We start from the raw sequence: 23,382 nt of genomic DNA on the forward strand, positions 1-23,382 counted from the left end.
CATTTAATCTGAACACTTGAAACTTATAAAGACTTCTTTTTTTTCGGCTGTAATTACTTTTATCCGCATTGCTTCCAGCTTTGTAGCGAGCAAAGTGGTGGCTTTATTTACGGGTCCTGCTGGCATAGCACTAATTGGGCAGTTTTCAAACTTTATAACTATTGCGTTAACATTTGCTAATGGTGCAATTAATACAGGTGTAATAAAATATACTGCAGAATTTGAAGGGGATGAGCAGCAATTAAAAAAGCTTTTTAGCACTTCACTCAAAATTAGTATTTATAGTTCAAGTGTATTTGGCTTAATATTACTCTGCATTGCAACCTGTATTTCACAATGGCTATTTCATTCGTCTCTTTACACCAACCCTTTAAGAGTTTTAGGTATTACCATTATTTTATACGCTCTTAATTCACTCCTGATTTCTATTTTAAATGGAAAAAAGGAAATAAAAAGGTACACCTTAGTCAATACCGTAGGCAGTATTATTGGCTTAGTTTTTACAGTTGTATTAGTTTATTTTTATAAAATAACAGGTGCGCTTTACGCTTTGGTTTTAGCTCAATCCATCGTATTTTTTGTTACTTTAATAATGGTTATAAAAAGTAGCTGGTTTGCAAGATCATATTTCAACCAGCCTTTTGATAAAGAGACAGCCCACAAATTATCAAGATTTAGTTTAATGGCAATAGTTTCGGCCTTAACTGTGCCTGTTTCACAGATCATCCTGCGTAATATGGTAATTAGTAAATTAGGGATCAATGATGCCGGTTATTGGCAAGGCATGATGCGCGTTTCTGACGGTTACCTGTTATTGGTTACTACCTCTTTAAGTACATATTATTTACCTAAACTATCTTCATTACACCATGATGATGATCTGCGTAAAGAAATATATCAGGGATATAAGATCATTCTTCCTGGCGTTTTTGTTAGCTGTTTGCTTATTTATTGGTTACGTTTTTTCATAATTCATATCTTATATACTAAAGAGTTTGAAACCATGGGCGAACTCTTTGCTTTTCAATTAATAGGCGATTTTTTTAAAATGGCAGCCTGGGTATTAGCTTATTTAATGTTAGCTAAAGCGATGACCAAAGCATTTATTATAACAGAAGTTGTATTTAGTATAAGCTATGTTTTGTTAGGATATGTTTGTATACATTTGTTTAAGCTAAATGGTATTACCATAGCATTTGCAATTAATTATTTTGCTTATTTAATAATTATGATTGTGCTTTTCAGAAAATTATTGTTCAAATGAAGTATCCTTTAGTATCTATTATCATTCCCTGTTATAATCACGAAAAATATGTTGTTGAGGCCTTAAACAGTATTCTTGATGACACCTATCCCAATAAAGAAATTGTTGTAATTAATGATGGCTCTACCGATAATTCAAATAATCTAATAAACCACTGGGTGAGCCAACATTATGCAAATCATCTATCAATAAAATATAAAAACCGGAGCAATAAAGGTCTTTGCGCAACACTTAATGAATTGTTAGAATTGGCTAAAGGCAAGTATGTGTTGCCCCTTGCCAGTGACGATGCTCTGTATGGCAACACTATAGAACAAAGAGTATCTATTTTAGAAGAAAATGAAAAACATGGCAAACTTGTATTGGTTAGTGATGCTTTAGTAATTGATGAAAATAGTAATATTACCGGACAAAGTTCAATGGCCATTAATAAAGGAGATAAACTGAAGTTTAAAACGGACATTGGAATTTTGAAAGAAATGATAACCAATCCTTCAACGGTTGGTCCAATTTCATTAATTAATAAAACTATTTATAATAAAATTGGTCTCTATCCTGAAGACCTTTTTGCAGAAGACTGGTTTTTTTATCAGAGAGCTGCTTCTATAAAAGCCATTTTATTTTATGATAAAGTGGTGTCGTTATATAGAATGCATTCAAGTAATACGTCCGGTGGAAATATTTCAATCAACCAAAATATCCGACTTACCTGTGCAATTAAAACGTCTATATATAGAAATATAAGTTGGTACCCTACATTATATTTAAAATTTCTTGGAGTAAAAAAGCTTATAAGAGTAATGTTGATTATTTTAAAACTAAGAGTAAAAAGAACATTAACCAACAATTAGACTCAGTTAAGCCGTTTCTTCATAGATTAACTGTTTTATTCGCCTTATTAAACTATAATGGATATATATACCAAACTGTTACGATTACGATCACTGTATTATAAATTAAAGACTATCATATGGTATAAATTTTTTTTAAAAAATTGTGGTTCTAATAATCGTATTATCAGGCCTTTGTTGCTCACTCCCCAATGTGTAATTTTTAAAAATAATATCTTAGTAAGGGATAACTGCAGATTAGAAGGCGTTTTTAGCTATGCAGGCGTTAATTATGAACCTTTAATTACCTTGAATGACAACATTAGTATTGAGCAAAATCTCCATTTAACCTGCGCTAACAAAATTACTATAGGCGCAAATACCGCTATTGCGGCTAATGTTACCATAACTGATATTAATCATCCTTATGCCGATATAAGCTTGCCGCCAGAAAAACAGGTGTTACAAGTTAATGAGGTAATCATCGGGGAATCCTGTAAGGTTTATAATAATGCAGTTATATTGCCAGGTACGGTTTTAGGCAAACACAACATAGTTGGGGCTAATTCTGTGGTTAGTGGAGTATTTCCCGATTACTGCGTTATAGCGGGCACCCCTGCAAGAATTATAAAACTGTATAATTGGGGGACAGGTAAGTGGGAAAAAGTTGGGGTTAAAGGAGACAAATAGTTTTGAGTTTGCCAATTTAAACTTCACGAATGTATAATTAATAATTAAAGTTAGAATGGATATTAAGAAAAACAGACTTGCATTTTTAGATTTTTTACGTTTTATTGCTGCATTTTCAGTTTTAGGAGAGCATGTGTTTGAAAGATTGTTTCCTGCATTTATACACTTTACAACACACTACTTCCAATTGGGGCTTTTTGGGGTAATTTTATTTTTTTTAACAAGTGGGTTTATCATACCCGTTTCATTAGAGAAAGGAGCATCACTTAAAACATTCTGGGTAAGCAGAATATTCCGTTTATATCCACTTTATATAGTCAGTATTATAACAGTACTGTTAGGTATTCATTTTGGATTGTATAAAGTTAGTTTTCCGAGTCTAAAAACAATTATTACTAATTTATTTATGTTCCAGCTTTTTTTGGGGCAACCCAATATATTGGGATTATACTGGACCCTATGTCTTGAATTGTTTTTCTATTTTGTTGTTTCTATTATTTTTGCTTTAGGATTTATAAAAAAAAGCGTTTTTATTGCTTCTGTTTTTTTAGGAATCTCGTTTGTAGCCGGGGTAATAGCTATTGGATATTTTCATTTGGCAAGTAATGGCTGGGGATTAATTTTTTACCTGAGCACCATGTTTATGGGAACACTTTTTTACAGACTTGTCAATAATGAAATATCGTTTTCAACCTTTATAATAATGATTATTTTGGCTGCAGCGGTATTACTGAGTAATACCTTTATAAATCTATATGGTCATGATAAGCCAGAGTTATTAGGAGCCAGAAGTTTTTTACCTGTTACTACTGCAATAATCGGAGCTTACCTGGTATTCTTTGCAGTAGTAATACGATGCCAAAAATTTAACTTCCCTAAAGTTTTTGTGTTTTTTGGTGTAATGAGCTACTCCATATATCTTGTTCAGGGAATTATTTTGACTTTAATTCCAGAATCATCTAATGCATTAGTATTCACCTTTACCAGGATTGGGCTAACTATATCAATATCACTGGTTACTTATCATTTTGTTGAAAAACCTTTTATAAGATTTGGTAAAAAGCTGAGCGAATCAATAAAGAATAATAGAGATAAAAAATTGTTAGCTGAAGAGAAAGTATTATCAAAAGAATTTTGAGGTTCAAATTTCAGAGTGCGACCATATAGGTAATTAATTGAGGCTTTCAGGCAGCGTTGTATAGAGATATTTCATAATGAAGAAGCAAATACTGATAACGCGCGGAGTTGCATTTATAATGTATAAATAAGAATTGATAATTTAAGCATGGATTCTACTTCCATAATAACTGATATATTAATATCTATTGAATGTATTGCTTTGACAATTTTATTGTTTGGGTTATATTATTTTGAAAAAATAAATGCAATTGAATTTATTTTATATGGTACCGCCTGTTCAACATTTTATATACCCTTTATAAGCATTACCGCTACTCCACTGTTTTTTATTTCAACATATTTTTTTATCTCCGAGGGAACGGCTCTTTTCAGAAGTAAGTTGAAAATGAAACTTTCACTATTGATTATTCTGTTTTTGCCGGTATTGTCCTCCATAACAATATCAGTACTTTTAACATTAGGTTATGATGTTTTTGATGGAAACAACCCTTCAGTGGGGCGTGTTTTGTATGATGGGGTATTTTTTTATGTTAAATACTTTTTACCTATAGTTTTTTTGGGAACAAGAATTTATCGCGAAAGCAAAATACATGATATCCATTACTTTTTTTCAATTATTAGAAAAGTAGCGATTTACTCTTGTTACATTGGCTTGTTTCAGCTCGTATTATCATCTATAATTAAGGATGAAACTATATTGAGAGTATTTGGAATGCGATCTAATTACCTGGCTTATGTAGCTGGTGGGCAAGATGCCGCAAATGCGCGCGTTTCGGCTTTTTTTATTGAACCTAAATTTCTGGCTGCCTTTTTGGTGGTATCGATACCATTATTCTTAAAAGAAAATAAAATCGCATCATTAATCCTGGTTTTAATAGTAGGATTATTAACCGCGTCACAAACCTTTATGGTTGGTGTATTGCTTAGTGGTATTATATTTTTTATTGTCAAAAAAATCAAAAATATCAGAGCTAACGTTGCACTGGGAATAATGATGATTGTTATGTTTTTTTATTCTATTTCGTTGCTTAAAGTAGTATTTTTGGATTTTTATGCCACGCATAGTGATAATTATGTAGTCAACCTGGTGCTATCAAGAGCTGTTGACCGGTACGATACAGATGCCGATGATGGAGAGGCCAATATGAACTTTTTAGGAATACCGCTGCAAAAAGATTCTGATTTACCGATAGCTCTTTTTTTTGCTACTAAACCATTACTCTATTTGTCTGGATATGGATTAAAAAATGGGGGCTTTGTGCCAGCCAAGTATTACATATTTGATAATGAGCGAGTGAAGGATGGCTCATTAACATATAATTTGGATATACGCTGGTTTTATTTTACGTGTGAATTTGGATTGGTTATTTTTTTGATATGGTTGCACTATTTCACAAAAAAGTTTGATTCAACCATAATTACGCCTTTTGAAAATAAGTATTATGCATTTTTGATCGTGTTTTTATTCTTTAGCGGCATAGAGTTGTATATTATTCTCCTATATGCATTTTACATGGGTAGCAGTTATTACAATAAATCCAAAATGGATTCAAATACTCAATTGATTAATTGCAACAAATAAATTTAAAGAATTTAGATATGGTAAAAATAGGTTTAGTAACGGTTTTATATAAAAGTGATGATGTACTTGAAGATTTTTTTAAGAGCTTATCCTTGCAATCATTTAAAAACCACCACTTATATCTTATTGATAACTCTCCTTCGGTCGAAACAGATGATTTAATTGAAATTTTACTAATTAAATATCCTTTAACCCGCTATACCCATGTTAAAAACGCTTCAAATAATGGTGTTGCAAAAGGGAATAACCAGGGAATAAAGCTTGCATTTAATGATAACTCAGATTTTATCCTTTTGCTAAATAACGATATCGATTTTCATCAGCCATTTTTGTTAGATGAGATGATAAATTATGCTATTGCCAATAGCGAGAACCTCGTAATTCCCAAGATATTTTACTTTGGTACAAGAAAAATATGGCTTGCCGGGGGCGAAATTCATAGATATAAAGGTTATGCAAGCCATGTAGGTTACAATAAAGACGACAGCGACGAGTTTAACGTTATTAAACATTTTGACTATGCGCCTACTTGTTTTATGTTAATCAGCAGAAAAGTTTTTGAGGTGGTTGGCCTTATGGACGAGAACTATTTTGTTTATTATGATGATACCGATTACCTTGCAAGGGCCATTCACAAAGGTTTCAAAGTATGTTATCTGCCAAAGCTGGAGGTTTTTCATAAGGTTTCGTTTAGTACCGGAGGTGGCGAATCATTGTTTTCTATTTATTACCTAAACAGAAACAGAGTTTACTTTGTAAGGAAAAACTATCCATTTTTAGTACGGCAAATTGCGCTAAGCCACACCATAATAACAAGGCTCATCAAGTATTTGATTTACAAAAAGGATGAGAAAAAAACATTGCTAAAAGGAATCAAAGACGGATTTTCCATTAAAATTGGCCAATAGCATAATAAGATTATCAAATAATTAAAAAAGCATATCAGATTTATTAGACTGGATAAATGAGTTTACAGATTTTTTTAGATAATATAGTTTTTAATATTCAAAAGTTTGGAGGGGCGTCAACATACTGGAATGAGCTTCAAAAATATTTTGTAAAACTTAATAATGTTAATATAATTATTCAAAATAAGGAGCAAAGGCAATCTGCGCTTTTTGAAAATCAAACCAAATCGTATGATACGAATTATATATTAGAGGATCTTTTACCCTCATTTCTTACCAGATACTTGCCTTTAACAGTACGTTTGCCGGCTAAATCTCTGTATCATGCAAGTTATTATCGTACATGTCTTCAAAAAGATGTTGTAAATATTTTTACCGTTCATGATTTTACCCATAAAAAAGGGTTAGCTTCAAAATTTCCCCGCAAATTAGTGCATATATCCCTAACAGGTATTGGAATTAGAAATGCTGATGGCATTATTTGTATTTCAGAAAATACTAAGAAGGATTTGATGTTTTACTACCCTCAAATACCTGAAAATAAAGTAAAAGTAATTTATCATGGTGTCAGTGAACACTTTTTCCCGATTGAAAAAACAAGTAACAATATTTTAAAAGATGTTTTGAATGTAAACGAACCTTTTATTTTGTTTATTGGAAAAAGAGAGGGGTATAAGAAATTCGATATAGTGGCTGAAGCTGTTGAAAAAGTCGCAGATTTAAACTTGGTTATAGTAGGAGGGGGAGAATTATCAGCAGAGGAGCTCATTTATTTAAATTCGAATCTTGCGGGAAGGTTTATTAAATTGGATGGATTAAACAATACAGAACTCAATACTTTATACAATTACGCTTTTGCATTGATCTACCCGTCAGTTTATGAAGGATTTGGATTTCCCGTGGTAGAAGCTATGAGAGCTGGTTGCCCGGTAATTTCCAATAATCTTTCTTCCGTGCCTGAAGTTGGGGGCGATGCTATAATGATGATCACCGAAATTTCGGCAGATGCAATTGTAGAAAAAATTAATTTATTAAGACAAAATGAAGTTCGCCTATCCATGATAAACAGGGGATTAAAGCAAAGTGTAAAATTTAACTGGGAAAAATGTTTTAAAGAAACATACAGTTTTTATAAGGAGATTTATAATCGGAGGTTTTCAGAATAAATGATTTATAAAATAAAATGGCTACTAACAACCCTTTTTGTAAGATTAAAGGTGAAAAAGATTGGCTTATTATCATATGTAGGCCGCCCGCTGTTTATATTGGGAGGGCGCCGAATTATTATTGGTAATAAAGTCCGGATATTTCCTGGTTCAAGATTAGAGACACATGATAATGGCCAGATTGTAATTGAAGACGATATATCAATCGGACAAAATTTGCATTTAATTAGTGCGAATGAGCCAATAAACATAGGAAAAGGTACCACAATTTCCGGAAATGTATTTATAACCAATTTAGATCATGATTACCAGCAGATAGGGTTACATATTTTAAAACAAAAATATATTGTAAAAACCACAAGCATTGGTGAAAATTGCTTTATTGGATATGGAGCTGTAATCCAGGCGGGAACAATTTTGGGGAAACAATGCATAATTGGATCAAACTCAGTTGTTCGTGGGGTGTTTCCCGACTACTGTGTTATTGTTGGGGCCCCGGCGCGAATTATAAAGCGCTACAATGAAAAAAGTCAACAGTGGCAAAAAACACATTCAAACGGGATTTTTAACTAGAGAAATATATATAAATGAAAAAACGCATACTGATAACTGGCGGAGCTGGATTTATAGGCTCAAATTTAGCTTTGAAACTAATTGAAAATGGACATAGTATAACTATTTTAGATAATCTCTCAAAACAAATACATGGGAATGATCCACAAAATTCTTCTCCGTTATTTCAATCTATACAGCACAAAGTAAACTTTATTGAAGGAACAGTAACATCTCGTGCCGATTTGTTAAAGGCAGTGGAAAATCAGGACATCATTGTGCATCTCGCAGCCGAGACTGGAACGGGCCAGTCCATGTATCAGATAGCACATTACACCGATGTTAATATTGGGGGGACAGCCTTATTGCTTGATATATTGGCCAACACTAAACACGCTGTGAGCAAAGTAGTGATAGCATCGTCAAGGTCAATTTATGGCGAAGGGAAATATGAAAGCGGCGAGCTCGGATTTGTTTATCCCGGCCATCGTACTGATGAATTTATGCGCGCCGGTGATTTTGAAGTTAAATACCCAGGCAGTAGTGCTGCTTTAAAATTAGTTGCAACCGACGAAGGCTCAAAAATACATCCATCCTCCGTGTATGGTATTACCAAACAAAACCAGGAGCAAATGATCATGACTGTTTGCCCAACCATTGGTATTGCGCCTGTAGCATTCCGCTATCAAAACGTTTACGGACCAGGGCAGTCACTTTCTAATCCTTATACGGGTATTTTGTCTATTTTTTCTACCTTGATAAAAAATGGTAAAGAGATTAATATTTTTGAAGATGGAAAAGAAACGCGCGATTTTGTGTTCATTGATGATGTAGTAGATGCCACCATTTTAGGAATTGAGCAGGATGCCGCAAATAACGCGGTATTTAACGTAGGCACAGGTACCCCAACTGATGTAATTACCGTAGTAAAGGAGTTGTTTTCCAATTATAGAAAAGAAGTGCCTTACCAAATTTCAGGGAACTACCGGTTGGGCGATATCAGGCATAATTATGCTGATATTAGTAAAATATCGGCGACGCTTGGTTTTAAACCTAAGGTGAGCTTTGAAGAAGGTATCAGTAAATTTGCACAGTGGGTAAATACACAGCATATTCAGGAAGATAAATATTTAAAATCTATCCAGGAGATGAGAGAAAAAGGATTATTCAAATAACCGTATGAGCAGGAAATCTATTTTATTTATTGCCCCGGCATTTTTTGGATATGAAATTTCTATTACCAATGCCCTTATTGAAAACGGCTATGATGTTGATTTTTTTGATGAAAGAACATCAAATAATTCGTTTTTAAAAGCCATTTTTAGGGTAAAAAAAAGCTTACTCAATAGTGCTATAAATAAATATTATAAAAATATCCTCACTAAGATACAGCAAAAGCAATATGCTTATTTTTTTCTGATAAAGGGCGAAGTAGTACCGGTATGGTTTATTGTTGAGTTTAAAAAATTAAACCCTCAATCTAAACTCATTTATTATACTTACGATTCATTTAATAATAACAATGCCAATTCCCTGTACATTTTAAAGCATTTTGACAGTTGCTACAGCTTTGATTTTGAAGATGTAAAACTTAATCCGGTATTTAAATTAAAACACCTGTTTTACACCGGTGAATTCATTAACAACTTAAATAAACAGGATAAAAAATATTCAATTTCTTTCGTCGGGACGCTGCATTCCAGCAGGTATAAAACAATTAAACACTTATTCAATAATATCGATAAAACTTTTGCCTTTTTTTATTCTCCTGCTAAATGGTTTTTTTTGCTCGAAAAAATAATAAAAGGAAAACATGCCAATGTAAAGTGGCATGAGGTTAGCTTCGAAAAACTTTCCAGGCAACAAGTGGCCGAAATTTTCAAGTCATCAAAAAGCGTTCTGGATATACAACGTTCAGGACAAACCGGCTTAACCATGCGAACCTTTGAGGTGTTAGCAGCGGGGGCTACACTCATTACCACTAATACTCATATAAAAGAAGCTGCCTTTTATGATCCTGCATATATTATGGTTTTGGATGATTTGAACGATACGGAAATAATTGGGATTAAAGAGCGGATTGATAAGTTAGATGCTAAAATGGAACCAATTTTTAATGAACTTAATGAGTTTTATATAAACAATTGGGTAAAGGAGTTCATAAATCAATAATCGTAATAATGCCCGTAAATAGATATCAAAGTTTAATTTGGTTATATAACTTATATACATTAAAGCCATTTTATGAATATTTCCACGCGGTAAAAACTATGTTTAAGATAGCTGTTATGTGGGGTAATTCATAGCCTTTGACTAGTCTGAAGTAAATTATATGCTATTTAATTATAACGAAATTGTTACGCATGCATCTGTATTTTCTACAGCCCGGTTCAAAAGAGAGCGGCTTATTTATATTGAGGATAAATTGGATATAGCTTGCCATATTTAATAAAAAAAATAAAATAATTAATTTTTGATTGTAGCGTTTAGAACTTATTGTTCGTATTGGTATCATGTTGTTATTTATTTCTGTTTTAATTCATATTCTAAATAGGAAATACTTACATTTGCAAACCCTTATCCATGAAAATGCGCTACTCTCGATTTCTACCGCTCGTTACTTTTGTAAGCGATTTAATAATATTAAATATCGCGCTTCAAGTAGCCCATTTAGTGATTTTTAATTACTATTCTGCCGAAATACAATCTGTAAATTTTATCCTATTAGTTAATTTGGCCTGGGTTTCTATAGCTTCAGTAACAAAAAACTATGTCATTAACAGGCCTCTTGTATTGAGTGAAAATATCAGTAAGTTTCTGTCCTCTCTTATTTACCATTTGGTTATGGTACTTGGAGTTATCTATTTTTTCAAGTTATATGAGGTTAGTCGATGGGAAATGAGTGTTACATACATCTTATTTTTTGCGCTTATAATCGTAGAACGTTCATTGATATTTTATATACTGGACTATATCAGGAAAAAAGGCTACAACAGGCGGCATGTACTTCTTGTAGGTAATCAATCTATCGCCAATAGGCTAATAAAGTCTTTCTCAAAACATCCGGAATATGGCTATTATTTTGTTGATCTGATTTCTGAAGAAATGGTTCAAGAGATGTCTGATGAGTTACTGCTTGAGAAAATGTTGGATAAAAACCCTGATGAAGTGTTTGTATGCTACAAATACCTGGATCAATCCTTGTTAAAAAAGATGGTGGATCTCGGAGATCAAAACTCTATTAAGATTAAATTGGTTTCTGACCTTGTACTGGATAATAATTTTGCCAAAATTGTTAACTATGAAAATCTTCCTGTAATACAGCTTTCATATAATCCAGAACTAAGTTTAAAGGTTGTATTTTTAAAACGAAGTTTTGATATCCTGTTTTCTTTGCTGGTTATGATAATTGGCCTCCCGCTTTTTTTGCTATTAATTATAATTACTAAGTTAACTTCAAAGGGGCCCGCGTTTTTCTGCCAGGAAAGAATTGGCAAAGATCGCCGGCCATTTAAAATTTATAAATTCAGGAGCATGTTTATAAATTCGGAGTTATTAGGTCCGCAATTATCTACTGATAATGATCCGCGTATTACTAAATGGGGAAGGGTTTTGCGCAGATCAAGGTTGGATGAACTGCCTCAGTTTTGGAATGTTTTAAAAGGCGATATGTCTGTAGTTGGCCCAAGACCCGAACGCCAGTTTTTTATAGAACAACTTATATTAAAATCGCCCAATTACAAAAAGTTATTACGCCTTAAACCGGGACTTACTTCATACGGGCAAGTGAATTATGGCTATGCAGAAAATATTGATCAAATGCGTCACCGGGTTCGTTATGATTTAATCTATCTAAGAAATATGTCATTCAATAATGATGTAGGCATTATTTTAAAAACTTTAAAGGTAATGGTACAGCTTAAGGGCAAATAACACTAAACATATTTTATGTGGGCTACTTTTTTAATCAATTAGTGGCCCATTTTTATTTTACGCCTTTTTTGCTAACCTAACTTCTTTAAATCCTATACTCCCTGTATCTCCGGGGATAAAAATGAGCTTATGCTAATTGATCTTATATTTGGGTACTTTCGTTTACTCATTTACCTGAGGTGGCTCATGATTGGTAAGCTTTAAATTCTGCCCATGGTAAAATAACTTCACTCATCCCCAAATACCCGCACTCCTGTATTTTCTCTTTATATTACCAAATAGATTTTGTTGGTTTGTTTTGTTAATCAAGCATACAGTTAAAATTGAAACCGAATAAAAACATATCGCTTTACTGGAAATGTCAATTACTTGGCTGGTCGTTGGCTGGGTTGTTCTGGGCTTTTTCTGCGTGGATGCAGGTACAGAATACCCCACAACACCGGGGCTTTAGTTTTCAATTGGCACTCCTTCATTTTATATTGGATATTGTTATTGGGATAGCAGTTACGCATGCTTATTATCTATTTGCTCACAAGCTTAATTGGGTAGGGTTGAAGTTAAAAAGTATGCCCGCAAAGCTTATTTTGGCGGTGTTTGTTATGGGGCTGGTATATATGTTCCTGGTGATAATTAAGTTGTATGTGCTTCGCAATTATTTTAGCTATAGTTTTAATGAAACTTTTTTGGGCTTTTTTGCGCAAAACTACCTCATCGTTTTGGCAAGTGGTATCAGGCTAATGGCAATTTGGGTGTTAGCATTTCACCTTTACCATTATGCCGTAATGGAAATTGATACCGCGAAAAAATATGCCCGACTGGAGGTTGTGGCGCGCGAAGCTCAATTACAGCAGCTGGCAGCACAGCTTAATCCACATTTCTTTTTCAACTCGCTCAATAGTGTTAAAGCACTCATTAGTACCAACCCGGTAAAAGCCCGGAGAGCGATAGACCTGCTGTCAGATCTGTTACGCAATTCATTGTATAGGCAAAATACCGATCTTATCTCTTTACATGATGAAATGAGTTTGGTAAACGACTATCTTGAACTGGAGAAGATCCGTTTTGAAGAACGGTTGCAGTTCACTATCACTATTGACGAATTTCCGGATACCTGTTCAATACTTCCCTTAAGCGTTCAAACTTTGGCAGAGAATGCCATAAAACACGGTATCGCTCTTCAAAAAGATGGCGGCCGAATTATTATTGCCATAAAAAGACAGGAGGGGTGTATTAGGATAAGCGTCCAAAGTCCCGGGAGGTTAAACAGTACTGTGGAAACCAATGGACTTGGGTTGAAAAATCTTAAAGAACGTTTACAGCTGCAATATTCAAACAAAGCATCGCTTAATTTAACAGAATTACCTGGCGATAGCGTTTTATCAACCATCACAATTCCGCTGTCATGAAAAAGATAAAAGTGATCATTGTGGATGATGAACGCCTGGCGCGTGATGAAATTAAACAGGCGCTGTTAAGCTACCCTGAAATAGAGGTTTTGGGTGAAGCCGGGAATGCCGACGATGCTAAACTTCTTATAGAAAAAAACAATCCGCAGCTGATATTCCTGGATGTACAAATGCCCGGAGCATCAGGGTTCGATTTGCTCGAAATGTTGGATAATGTACCGGAGGTTATTTTTACCACCGCTTTTGATCAATACGCGGTTAAAGCATTCGATACAAATGCGCTTGACTACCTGGTAAAGCCAATCCGTGAGGAGCGTTTTGCAAAGGCCATGCAAAAGGTAAAGGATAGGTTGAGCGCAGAACCGGTCAATCAGCAGATATTTATTAAAGACGGCAACAAGTGTTACTTTGTTTATCCGGCAGATATTTACCTCATTGAATCGTTGGATAATTACGCGGTGTTGTATTTTGGCAGTAACAAGGCTTTTCTGAAGCGTTCACTCAATCAGCTGGAAGATAAGCTGGACCCGGCGATGTTCTTCCGGATAAACCGCGCACAAATCATCAACACAGCATTTATCGCTCAGGTTAACAGGTTGCCCGGTGGTAAGTTAAATATAAAGTTAAAAACAGGCCAATTGCTGGAGGTGTCCGACAGGCAATCAGTAAAATTTAAAACTTTGAACAGGCTGTAGAAAAGCGGCAAGCCTAAGGCCGAAAGCTTTGTAGGTGTATAAATTAAATAAATAATCAACATAAGAATGCCAGGTAGCATGAAAGCAAATTCGTAAACTTTCTGTTTTAAGCCCTCGGCTTTAGCTAAAAAAAATATCATGAAAAAATTAATGCTGTTGCTGGCTTTTATAAGCCGGTGTGTAACTCTTTTTGCCCAAAATGTACCGCAGGCTGATAGCCAACGGTATATTATTAACGATAGCGTATTTATTAAAACGCTGCAAGGGCATACGCTTTCGGCAGTGGTGGTGCGCAAGCGCGATGTGATTGGTAAGCAGCCTGCCGCTTTGTTTGTGTTCATTTATTCGGACACTAAAAGAAGCTTGACCGAAGCCAAATATGCCGCCGACCATGGGTACGTAGGCATTGTGGCCGATGTACGCGGTAAACGCCTAAGTCCCGAAGAAGTGGCTCCCTACGAGCACGATGCCGAAGATGTTTATGAAGTAATTGACTGGGTAAGCAAACAACCCTGGAGCAATGGAAAGGTTGGCATGTATGGTGGCAGTTATTCGGGTTTTGCGCAATGGGCTGGGTTGAAATATAAAGTTCACCCCGCGCTTAAAACTATTGTGCCCTATGTTTCGGCTATACCGGGTATGGGGCTGCCGATGGAGAATAATGTGTTCCTGAATGCTAATTATGGCTGGGCGTTCTACGTTACTAATAGCAAATATCTGGATACCGCTACCTATAACAACCGGCAGCGCTGGGACGATCTGAATGATAACTGGTATAATAGTGGTGCATCATACCGTAAAATTGATAGTGTTGACCATGCACCCAACAAATGGCTGCAACGCTGGCTACGGCATCCCGGTTTTGATAAATACTGGCAATCTATGATCCCTTTTGGAAAAGAATATGCTAAGATCAACATCCCGGTGCTGGCTTTTGATGGATATTATGATGACGGGCAGACATCGGGCCTTTACTATCTGCAGCAATTGGCTAAATATAACCCCAGGGCCAATTATTATTTGGTACTGGGCCCATACGATCATTTTGGTGCGCAAAGGGGAGGGGAAGCCAATCTGCGTGATTATAAGGTTGATTCTGTGGCGCTCATCAACACCAAAGAGATCACCTTTCAATGGTTTGATTATATCATGAAAAATGGTAAAAAGCCTGCCATAATCAAAGACCGGATCAATTACGAAGTAATGGGTGCCAACCGATGGGATCATGCGCCATCGTTGGAGAAGATGCATCAAAGTATGTTGAAGCTATACCTCAGCAATGTTAAAAAGGACGATCAGTTTAAACTTTCGGCACAAAAACCGGCACAATTGGCTTGCCTTGAACAGGAAGTTGATTTTGCCGACCGCAAAAGCATGAATAGTTTCGCCTATCCATATCCCATTATCCAAAAAGATATTTACAGTAACGGATTTACATTCATAAGTGATAGTTTAAAGCAGCCTCTTATAATTAATGGTGCATTTATTGGTCAGCTCACTGTTGCTATCAATAAAAAAGACTTTGATTATAGCGTAGTACTGTATGAAATGATGCCCAACGGTGAGTATTTTGAGCTTAGCTATTATGTTGGCCGGGCAAGTTATGCCTGGGATATCACCAATCGTAAACTATTACAACCGGGAAAAATGACGGCTATCCCGTTTTCAAACACCAAGGTGCTGAGCCGCCAGTTGCGCAAAGGCAGTCGGCTATTGGTTGTTGTCAACGTAAATAAAAATCGCTTTTGCCAAATCAATTATGGTACCGGGAAAGATGTTAGTGATGAAAGCATTGCCGATGCCAAAATACCTTTAAAAGTGAAGTGGTATAACAGTAGTTATGTAGAGGTACCGGTGTCAAAGTGATAAGAAAGGAAATATAAAGCAAAGGAATTGCGATGATGTGTTAGATGTGGGGGTTAAACGATTTTGTGAAAAAATAATTGCCAATATTGTTTCCTTTTCAAAACAAGACGCCATTTACCTGTGTTCACTTACTACCTGCTTAACACATTTTATTATGGATAATTCAACACTGAAAAGTATCGCGCAGCGATTGATGGCCGATAATAAAGGCCTGCTGGCGATGGATGAAAGCATCCCCACCTGTAACAAACGATTTGCTGAATTAGGGATACCTCAAACCGAGGAATACCGGCGTAAGTACCGGGATCTTATTGTAAACACGCAGGGATTGGGCGAGTATTTAAGTGGGGCAATCCTGTTTGATGAAACCATTAAGCAAAGCACAACTGATGGTACGCTGTTTATTGATATTTTAAAACGGAACGGGATTATTCCGGGTATTAAAGTTGATGAAGGCGCCATACCAATGGCGGGTTTCCCGGGAGAAAAAATAACCGAGGGTTTGGATGGCTTGCACGAAAGGTTAAAAGCTTATTACGATATGGGGGCCCGCTTTGCTAAATGGAGGGCAGTTATTACCATAGGCGATGATATACCTTCTACGGCGTGCATTAAGGCAAATGCTTATACCCTGGCACGTTATGCAATTCTTTGCCAGGAAACTGGTTTGGTACCCATTGTTGAACCAGAGGTGGTGATGAATGGTAATCATTCATTAGCGCAATGTGCTTCTGTAACCACCGAGGTGCTGCATGCTGTTTTCAATGCATTATACCAGCAGCGTGTTGAGCTGGAAGGTATGATCCTGAAACCCAACATGATTTTGCCCGGTGAAGACAGTACCGAAAAGCCAAGCTTGGATGAGGTTGCCGAAGCTACAATAAAATGTTTTTTAAGAACCGTGCCAGCCACGGTGCCGGGTATCGCGTTTTTATCTGGCGGCCAGTCTGCCCAATTGGCTTCAGAACGGCTGAACAGGATGCACACCCATTTTGGAGATATTATGCCTTGGGCGCTTACCTTTTCATTTTCAAGGGCAATACAACAGCCCGCACTGGAGTTGTGGCAGGGTAAAGACGAAAATATTGCAGCAGCGCAGCAGGCTTTGTTGCATCGTGCGGCCTGCAATAGTGCCGCTAAAATGGGGCAATATACAGCAGCAATGGAAACGGTGAGCCAGCCCTAAATCGCTCTCATTTTATTGCCTTTGGGTTCGTGCGTAACTTCGGCAAGTCCCAAAGCCTCCATCAATGGCGGAATGTACATGCCGAAACGTCCGCGGAGGCCCTTCTTTAATCCATACCAGCCGCCCACGGGGTTTGTTTCTGAGCGGCCCCAGGCTTCTACTGTGCCTTCTTTGGCGGGCTTTTGCTCATCGGCGCTGCCAAGTTCCATCCAATCGCCATGAGATTTTAACATGGAGTGAAGGTCATGAAGGCATTGATAATCATAATGCAAAACAGTTTTGCCAACAGTACACACCAAAATTTCTTTGCCATCTTTTACATCGGTGTGCATAGTAAACGCCGATGATAAAGGAGGCGTTTTTAATGCCAGGGGATTTTCCTTTGTGCCGATTTGATCTTTCATATTTTACTGATTAACTCATTAAGCTGTTGCTATAAATATACTTTTTTTAATAAAGAAATCTTCAAATGATAAAAGGTTTTACTGGCGAATTTAAAGTGTTGTTTTAACACATAAGGAGGCTGTTAATGGACTATTCAACTATCAAAAAAAATAAAATTGTGTGATTTTGGCATAATGATATGTACAATTCTCAATTTGTAATGAATGATCACTTTTACAATTTTATTTATCTATAATAGTACTGCATATAGCTGGTAATATGTTTGTGTTTATGTATTATCCAAGTGCAAACCAATTATAAATTTATGAGTAACGGCTTTAAAAGACGAGATGGCTTTATTGGAGAAAAGCTGATAAATATTCCTTTAAAAGTATTGGATGATGCCAAGACTAAAGAGCCAGAACTTTTCCCGGTTTACATTACCCAAATTGGCTATTTCCCAAAAGCAAGTTTTCATTACCGCGAACGCCGTAAAGGATGTGAGGATAATATACTAATTTATTGCCTGCAGGGGAAAGGGCATTATATACTGGATGATAAACGGTACGAGGTAAACAGTAATCAGTTTGTTATTATTCCGGCTACGGATAAGTATATGCGCTATTGGGCTGATAATGAGGATCCATGGACAATTTATTGGGTGCATTACACCGGGGCTGGTATTGATGCTTTTAACCGGGCACTCAACCTCTGCATTACAAACGGGCCCTTATTGATCCCTTTTAATGAGAAAGCATTAGAAATTTGGCAATACATATATCAAACCCTTGAAATGGGTTACAGCATTGAAAACTTGTGTAATGCCAATTTTTGCCTCTATCATTTTATTGCTACTTTTTTGTTTCCTCATCGTAAGATTAAAAATAATACAGAAAGTGGGGAGGATGTTATTACCAAAACCATTCACCGTATGCGCAATAACATTGATAAAAAATTTACTGTGGAGGAGATGGCTGCAAGTCATAGTTTATCGGTATCGCACTTTTCAAACCTTTTTCGTAAAGCCACCGGAATGCCGCCTATTGATTATTTTATCCATATTAAAATGCAAAAAGCCTGCCAGTTGTTATACACAAATGGCGATAAGATAAGAGATATAGCTACAGGGCTGGGCTATGATGATCCGTATTACTTTTCGCGCATTTTTAAAAAATACATCGGCTCATCGCCAGAACAGTACAGGTTAAATGTTAAAAATATAAGTTGATTAACTTTATTTCAAACAATTTGTTAAGAATGGTTCTAAATAAAACATATCACTTGTAATAAACATTATTAGCTATCTGTTTTGTATTTTTGCATTTGTATTAATTTTATATAAACCGCAAATGAAAAAAAGTTCAATTTTTGGCCTTGTTGTTATAGCCATTGCTATAGCGGTTATCATTAGTGTATACTCCAATTCAAGCACTTATGGTTCTTTTGGCGATGCCACAAAAACCAACAGCGAATTGCATATTGTAGGGCACCTCAATAAATCAAAAGAGTTGTTTTACGATGCCACTAAGGATGCCAATTACTTTTCGTTTTACATGAAGGATAATAAGGGAGAGGAACGTAAAGTTATTTTTACAGGTACCAAGCCCGAAGATTTTGAACGGAGCGAGCAGCTGGTGCTTACCGGTGCCATGGTTGGCAACGAGTTTCACGCATCAAAGATCCTGATGAAATGCCCGTCAAAATACACCCAGGATAAAATAGAAGTTACAGAAGTTAAGGCCAAACAGGCCAGTATATAAAACCATTTTAATGGATACAGTTTTTAAAGGTGAACACCTTTTACCGGGCCAGATTGGTCAATTTTTTATCGTTCTTTCTTTCGGAGCCGCACTTTTATCTTGCATCAGTTATTACTTTGCTACTACCGAAGATGCCGGGAAACTGGATAGCGTTTGGAAAAAACTTGGCCGCATAGGCTTTTTTATTAATGCAGCTTCTATTTTAGGGATAGGCTCCTGCCTGTTTTTCCTTATCTACAAGCACTATTTTGAGTACCATTACTCCTGGGCTTATACCTCACGCTCATTGCCTTATTATTATATCATATCTGCCTTTTGGAATGGGCAGGAGGGTGGCTTTTTGCTTTGGTTATTTTGGCAGGCCTTTTTAGGCGTTATACTTATCTTCAGGGCCAAATCATGGGAAGGGCCGGTTATGACAGTTGTGGCGCTATCGCAGGTAATGCTGGCCACAATGATTTTGGGTGTTGAAATACTGGGCCAGCGAATAGGTAGTTCGCCATTCTTGCTGCTGAGGCAATCAATGGAAGCTCCCATTTTCTCAAACCCTAATTACCTTGAGTTTATAAAAGATGGGCAGGGCATGGTGCCATCCCTGCAAAATTACTGGATGATCATTCACCCGCCAACGTTATTCCTGGGCTTTGCATCAATGGTAGTGCCGTTTGCCTATGCAATTGCAGGATTATGGCAAAAGAAATATAAAGAATGGATTCAACCCGCTATACCTTATGCATTGTTTGCCTGTATGATACTGGGCACCGGTGTGGTAATGGGTTCGTTTTGGGCTTATGAGTCACTTAACTTTGGTGGTTTTTGGGCATGGGATCCGGTAGAGAATGCTTCTATTTTCCCCTGGATAACCCTTGTGGCCGCGGTTCACGTACTTGTTGTTTATAAAAACACAGGCCATTCCTACTTTACAGCTACGTTTTTAGTTTTGATAAGCTTTGTGCTGGTTTGGTACTCATCGTTCCTTAACCGCAGCGGTATTTTGGGCGATACATCTGTACACTCATTTACCGATCTGGGTATGTTTTGGCAATTAGTGATAGGCATTATGTTATTCCTCGTACTATCGGTAGTGTTGCTGGTGCGCAGGTGGAAGGAACTGCCTATCACCAAAAAAGACGAAGAAACCTACAGCCGTGAATTCTGGATGTTTGTTGGCGCTGTATTTTTGGGCCTTTCGTGTTTCCATCTGTTGGTGGTAACCTCGGTACCGGTTTGGAACGCTATATTCCATACCAAAATGGCGCCGCCATCAGATATCAAAAACCATTACAACGTTATCCAGTCGTCTTTTGTGTTTGTAATAACTTTGCTAACCGGCTTTACCCAGTTTTTAAAGTACAAAAAAACAGATGTTACCCGGTTTTTTATCACCACCGGTATTTACCTGTTTTTTGCAGCTTTGGTTACAGCGCTTATCGTTTACGCTTCGGGCGTTTACAAACTTAATATTGTGTTTGTATTGGTAATGTGGGGTTCGGTTTATTCGGTAATAGCTAATGCTAAAGTATTGGCAGATGCCTTTAAAGGTAAGTTTAAACTGGCCGGATCTGCGGTTGCGCATATAGGTTTTGGCTTGCTGATGGTAGGCGCGCTAATATCTGCAGGTACCAGCACCGTAATATCTATAAACAATACCGGCGAAGGTTTTTCCCAGGATTTTGCCAAAGAGCAAAACCCACGTGAAAATATAACTGTGTATCGCAATCAGCCTCAAAAAATGGGCGATTATATGGTGACCTATATCGGCGATTCCATATCATCTCCCAATCACTTTTTTAAGATCAACTATAAAAAGGTGGATGCCAGCGGTAAAGTAACTGAAGAGTTTACGTTGAAACCAAAGGTACAGGTAAATAAAGGCCAGCTGGCATCTTCGCCGGATACAAGGCACTATTTACTGCATGACATGTATACGCACATCACCATGACTAATGCCATTACGGCAACAGAGGGTGGTAGCGAGAGCGCCGACGCCGCTCATGATGCAGATAATGATGATAAGAACTATGATGCTCCTGTGGCTCATGATGTTGCACCGGGCGATACCATTAAATACCGTGACGGATATATAGTACTAAAAGCCCTTAATAAAGAAGCCAAAGTGCAAAATATACCCCTTACCGATAGTGACGTAGCTATTGGCGCCGATCTTGAAATAGTATCTAATGGTAAAAAATATAGTGCAAGGCCGGTTTATATGATTAAAAACGGTAACGTATTTGATTTTGCCCGTAAAGTTGATGATGCAGGTTTAAAACTGCGTTTCAGCAAGGTAATACCCGAAACTAAAAAGGTACAGATCATTGTTTTTCAACAGCCGGAAAGCAAGAAGAAATTTGTGGTGATGAAAGCTATACAGTTTCCTTACATCAACTTCTTTTGGGCCGGTACTATTATTATGGTGATAGGTTTCTTTTTATCCATACTTCGCAGAAACAAGGAATTGAAGACGGTTTAAGTGTTATTGGATGGATAACCGTTTAATATCGCATCATAAAAATATATTGCATGATGGTTTTACCATTATAAATAACGTTTACAACGATGCCGAACTTAGGGGCATCCTTGATGTTATAGCGTCGGCAGATCAATCAAACCCTGCATTTAGAAAAACGGAAGATTTGTTTGCCATAAGGCAGTTTTTAAAGGAATTACCACAGGTAGTTCCTTTAATTTTTAACAGCAATTTAAAAACGCTTATTCATGCGTTGTTTGATGGGAACTACTTTGTTATAAAATCCATCTACTTTGATAAGCCCGAATTAAGTAATTGGTTTGTATCCTGGCACCAAGATTTGACCATTGTGGTTGATAAAAGGGCCGATATCCTGGGCTATGGTCCCTGGACGGTAAAGCAGAACCAGTTTGGCGTGCAGCCGCCCTTAGATATTCTTAAAAATAACTTCACTATTCGTATTCATTTAGATGACACAGACCAGGATAACGGCGCTTTAAAGGTGATCCCCGGATCGCACAAAAAAGGTGTTTATCGCCCCGAAACCATCAACTGGGCTGCGGAAACAGAAACAACCTGTAATGTAAAAGCCGGCGGCGTAATGGTTATGCGTCCGCTACTCTTCCATGCATCAAACAGAACTACCAATAATAAAAAGAGGAGGGTAGTGCATATTGAATTTAGCAAGACGGAATTAGCAGAAGGATTGGGTTGGGGTGAGAAAATGGAATACTATTTTTGAAAAATACTGCGCTAACCTACGGGGAATTGAAGCGTACAATCTGAACGAAGAGCTATTGGAGTAAGCCAGTTAGCCTTTAATCTTCAAGCATGTGGCATTTGGTACCGTAATTTATTCCCACGCTTTTAAAGTATTTTCTGAGTATATCATATTTTTGGGTGCAAAACTCACCAATATCTAATTTACCGGATTTAGATGAATAATGTTTGCAACCAAAACAGATCTCCAGATAGTCATAAACTTTGCCTTGCCTATCGAAAAATATAAAAGCATTACGTGGTTCATAGCAGGAGGCTCCGCCAGTCTGACTGAACCCTATGTTTTTCCTGAAATCGGTATTATAGATAATATTTGTTAGACGATTGATCTGCATTTGATCCAATATTTTCACTTCGAGCAAATTGGAAAAATCTAAACTGTCTTTTATAACTTGCAATCCTATATTGTGTGGAGGTACAATATGTTTTGTTGAGTCCCCATCAATAATTACTTCTTCATTTGGTACTTCAAGTGCATGATACGAAATAGCCAGTATTTTGACAGCCTTTGAAAAAGGATACTTTTTTAAACGTTGTTTAACTGTGTATTGATTGGTAAAAATGCAATGATCATAAGATGGTTTCCATAGTTTCCTTAACCTCTCAAATTCCGCCAAGGTGAAAACTTTTTGTTTTTTAATTTTTTTATGGTGAATCGTTGTGTCGGTAGGTAGTTGAATATTTGCCTTTTCTGCATAACAACGCAGCCCCATCAATAAAAACAAACAAAACAATAGTTTAGGTTTCATTTGGTTAAGTTACCAAAATGA

At 36.6% G+C, this 23,382-nt stretch carries 21 protein-coding genes; 19 read left to right on the forward strand and 2 right to left on the reverse strand.

Annotated features, from left to right (window positions below):
* The first annotated feature begins 16 nt into the window (after window positions 1-16).
* The 15 genes from Q0R88_RS10235 (at window position 17) to Q0R88_RS10305 (ending at window position 17,218) form a co-directional block, all read left to right on the forward strand.
* Window positions 17-1,264 carry an O-antigen translocase gene (locus tag Q0R88_RS10235; protein WP_295715724.1) on the forward strand — a complete coding sequence of 416 codons (1,248 nt, stop codon included), beginning with the start codon at window positions 17-19 and terminating at the stop codon, window positions 1,262-1,264.
* On the forward strand, window positions 1,261-2,115 hold the full coding sequence (locus tag Q0R88_RS10240; RefSeq protein ID WP_295715726.1) for a glycosyltransferase: 855 nt from the start codon (window positions 1,261-1,263) through the stop codon (window positions 2,113-2,115). The genes Q0R88_RS10235 and Q0R88_RS10240 overlap by 4 nt, the downstream gene beginning before the upstream one ends.
* 288 nt (window positions 2,116-2,403) lie before the next feature.
* Complete coding sequence (locus tag Q0R88_RS10245) at window positions 2,404-2,784, forward strand: hypothetical protein (RefSeq protein WP_295715728.1); 381 nt, start codon at window positions 2,404-2,406, stop codon at window positions 2,782-2,784.
* A 55-nt stretch (window positions 2,785-2,839) separates the two neighbouring features.
* On the forward strand, window positions 2,840-3,922 hold the full coding sequence (locus Q0R88_RS10250) for an acyltransferase (protein ID WP_295715729.1): 1,083 nt from the start codon (window positions 2,840-2,842) through the stop codon (window positions 3,920-3,922).
* 147 nt (window positions 3,923-4,069) lie between these two features.
* Window positions 4,070-5,506 carry a hypothetical protein gene (locus Q0R88_RS10255; protein WP_295715731.1) on the forward strand — a complete coding sequence of 479 codons (1,437 nt, stop codon included), beginning with the start codon at window positions 4,070-4,072 and terminating at the stop codon, window positions 5,504-5,506.
* Window positions 5,507-5,523: 17 nt separating this feature from the next.
* Complete coding sequence (locus tag Q0R88_RS10260; protein WP_295715733.1) at window positions 5,524-6,414, forward strand: glycosyltransferase family 2 protein; 891 nt, start codon at window positions 5,524-5,526, stop codon at window positions 6,412-6,414.
* Window positions 6,415-6,470: 56 nt separating this feature from the next.
* Window positions 6,471-7,580 carry a glycosyltransferase family 1 protein gene (locus Q0R88_RS10265; RefSeq protein WP_295715735.1) on the forward strand — a complete coding sequence of 370 codons (1,110 nt, stop codon included), beginning with the start codon at window positions 6,471-6,473 and terminating at the stop codon, window positions 7,578-7,580.
* A 51-nt stretch (window positions 7,581-7,631) separates the two neighbouring features.
* Entirely contained in the window at window positions 7,632-8,153 is a 522-nt protein-coding gene (locus tag Q0R88_RS10270) for an acyltransferase (protein WP_295715737.1), read from the forward strand.
* Window positions 8,154-8,167: 14 nt separating this feature from the next.
* Entirely contained in the window at window positions 8,168-9,307 is a 1,140-nt protein-coding gene (locus tag Q0R88_RS10275) for an NAD-dependent epimerase/dehydratase family protein (RefSeq protein WP_295715739.1), read from the forward strand.
* A gap of 4 nt (window positions 9,308-9,311) precedes the next feature.
* On the forward strand, window positions 9,312-10,304 hold the full coding sequence (locus Q0R88_RS10280; RefSeq protein WP_295715741.1) for a glycosyltransferase: 993 nt from the start codon (window positions 9,312-9,314) through the stop codon (window positions 10,302-10,304).
* 417 nt (window positions 10,305-10,721) lie between these two features.
* Window positions 10,722-12,065, forward strand: a complete 1,344-nt coding sequence (locus Q0R88_RS10285) for a sugar transferase (RefSeq protein WP_295715781.1) — start codon at window positions 10,722-10,724, stop codon at window positions 12,063-12,065.
* A gap of 323 nt (window positions 12,066-12,388) precedes the next feature.
* Window positions 12,389-13,471 carry a histidine kinase gene (locus Q0R88_RS10290; RefSeq protein ID WP_295715743.1) on the forward strand — a complete coding sequence of 361 codons (1,083 nt, stop codon included), beginning with the start codon at window positions 12,389-12,391 and terminating at the stop codon, window positions 13,469-13,471.
* The gene (locus tag Q0R88_RS10295) at window positions 13,468-14,166 is read left to right on the forward strand and encodes a response regulator (RefSeq protein ID WP_295715745.1); all 699 of its coding nucleotides are present in this window, start codon (window positions 13,468-13,470) and stop codon (window positions 14,164-14,166) included. Before Q0R88_RS10290 ends, Q0R88_RS10295 begins: the two co-directional genes overlap by 4 nt.
* Before the next feature lie 138 nt (window positions 14,167-14,304).
* Complete coding sequence (locus tag Q0R88_RS10300) at window positions 14,305-16,032, forward strand: CocE/NonD family hydrolase (protein WP_295715747.1); 1,728 nt, start codon at window positions 14,305-14,307, stop codon at window positions 16,030-16,032.
* 154 nt (window positions 16,033-16,186) lie between these two features.
* On the forward strand, window positions 16,187-17,218 hold the full coding sequence (locus Q0R88_RS10305) for a class I fructose-bisphosphate aldolase (RefSeq protein WP_295715749.1): 1,032 nt from the start codon (window positions 16,187-16,189) through the stop codon (window positions 17,216-17,218).
* On the opposite strand, the gene Q0R88_RS10310 is transcribed toward Q0R88_RS10305, so the two are convergent.
* Complete coding sequence (locus tag Q0R88_RS10310) at window positions 17,215-17,622, reverse strand: DUF6855 family protein (RefSeq protein WP_295715750.1); 408 nt, start codon at window positions 17,620-17,622, stop codon at window positions 17,215-17,217. The genes Q0R88_RS10305 and Q0R88_RS10310 overlap by 4 nt on opposite strands.
* 305 nt (window positions 17,623-17,927) lie before the next feature.
* Here Q0R88_RS10310 and Q0R88_RS10315 point away from each other — a divergent pair, with 305 nt between their 5' ends.
* The 4 genes from Q0R88_RS10315 to Q0R88_RS10330 all read left to right on the forward strand — a co-directional run bounded on the left by Q0R88_RS10315 (window position 17,928) and on the right by Q0R88_RS10330 (window position 22,574).
* Entirely contained in the window at window positions 17,928-18,830 is a 903-nt protein-coding gene (locus tag Q0R88_RS10315) for an AraC family transcriptional regulator (RefSeq protein WP_295715752.1), read from the forward strand.
* 121 nt (window positions 18,831-18,951) lie between these two features.
* Entirely contained in the window at window positions 18,952-19,362 is a 411-nt protein-coding gene (locus Q0R88_RS10320) for a cytochrome c maturation protein CcmE (RefSeq protein ID WP_295715755.1), read from the forward strand.
* A gap of 10 nt (window positions 19,363-19,372) precedes the next feature.
* On the forward strand, window positions 19,373-21,835 hold the full coding sequence (gene ccsA / locus Q0R88_RS10325) for a cytochrome c biogenesis protein CcsA (protein WP_295715757.1): 2,463 nt from the start codon (window positions 19,373-19,375) through the stop codon (window positions 21,833-21,835).
* A gap of 10 nt (window positions 21,836-21,845) precedes the next feature.
* Window positions 21,846-22,574, forward strand: a complete 729-nt coding sequence (locus tag Q0R88_RS10330; RefSeq protein ID WP_295715759.1) for a phytanoyl-CoA dioxygenase family protein — start codon at window positions 21,846-21,848, stop codon at window positions 22,572-22,574.
* Window positions 22,575-22,650: 76 nt separating this feature from the next.
* On the opposite strand, the gene Q0R88_RS10335 is transcribed toward Q0R88_RS10330, so the two are convergent.
* Window positions 22,651-23,361, reverse strand: a complete 711-nt coding sequence (locus Q0R88_RS10335; RefSeq protein ID WP_295715761.1) for a hypothetical protein — start codon at window positions 23,359-23,361, stop codon at window positions 22,651-22,653.
* Window positions 23,362-23,382 lie beyond the last annotated feature (21 nt).

Source organism: Mucilaginibacter sp. (assembly GCF_025362475.1).
Classification (GTDB): Bacteria; Bacteroidota; Bacteroidia; order Sphingobacteriales; family Sphingobacteriaceae; genus Mucilaginibacter.

Bases quoted from the DNA above. Each gene is read 5' to 3' on its own strand.
- Q0R88_RS10240 (WP_295715726.1), top strand. From the start codon at position 1,261: ATGAAGTATCCTTTAGTATCTATTATCATTCCCTGTTATAATCACGAA.
- Q0R88_RS10250 (WP_295715729.1), top strand. From the start codon at position 2,840: ATGGATATTAAGAAAAACAGACTTGCATTTTTAGATTTTTTACGTTTT.
- Q0R88_RS10255 (WP_295715731.1), top strand. From the start codon at position 4,070: ATGGATTCTACTTCCATAATAACTGATATATTAATATCTATTGAATGT.
- Q0R88_RS10260 (WP_295715733.1), top strand. From the start codon at position 5,524: ATGGTAAAAATAGGTTTAGTAACGGTTTTATATAAAAGTGATGATGTA.
- Q0R88_RS10265 (WP_295715735.1), top strand. From the start codon at position 6,471: ATGAGTTTACAGATTTTTTTAGATAATATAGTTTTTAATATTCAAAAG.
- Q0R88_RS10275 (WP_295715739.1), top strand. From the start codon at position 8,168: ATGAAAAAACGCATACTGATAACTGGCGGAGCTGGATTTATAGGCTCA.
- Q0R88_RS10280 (WP_295715741.1), top strand. From the start codon at position 9,312: ATGAGCAGGAAATCTATTTTATTTATTGCCCCGGCATTTTTTGGATAT.
- Q0R88_RS10285 (WP_295715781.1), top strand. From the start codon at position 10,722: ATGCGCTACTCTCGATTTCTACCGCTCGTTACTTTTGTAAGCGATTTA.
- Q0R88_RS10295 (WP_295715745.1), top strand. From the start codon at position 13,468: ATGAAAAAGATAAAAGTGATCATTGTGGATGATGAACGCCTGGCGCGT.
- Q0R88_RS10300 (WP_295715747.1), top strand. From the start codon at position 14,305: ATGAAAAAATTAATGCTGTTGCTGGCTTTTATAAGCCGGTGTGTAACT.
- Q0R88_RS10305 (WP_295715749.1), top strand. From the start codon at position 16,187: ATGGATAATTCAACACTGAAAAGTATCGCGCAGCGATTGATGGCCGAT.
- Q0R88_RS10310 (WP_295715750.1), bottom strand. From the start codon at position 17,622: ATGAAAGATCAAATCGGCACAAAGGAAAATCCCCTGGCATTAAAAACG.
- Q0R88_RS10315 (WP_295715752.1), top strand. From the start codon at position 17,928: ATGAGTAACGGCTTTAAAAGACGAGATGGCTTTATTGGAGAAAAGCTG.
- Q0R88_RS10320 (WP_295715755.1), top strand. From the start codon at position 18,952: ATGAAAAAAAGTTCAATTTTTGGCCTTGTTGTTATAGCCATTGCTATA.
- ccsA (WP_295715757.1), top strand. From the start codon at position 19,373: ATGGATACAGTTTTTAAAGGTGAACACCTTTTACCGGGCCAGATTGGT.
- Q0R88_RS10330 (WP_295715759.1), top strand. From the start codon at position 21,846: ATGGATAACCGTTTAATATCGCATCATAAAAATATATTGCATGATGGT.
- Q0R88_RS10335 (WP_295715761.1), bottom strand. From the start codon at position 23,361: ATGAAACCTAAACTATTGTTTTGTTTGTTTTTATTGATGGGGCTGCGT.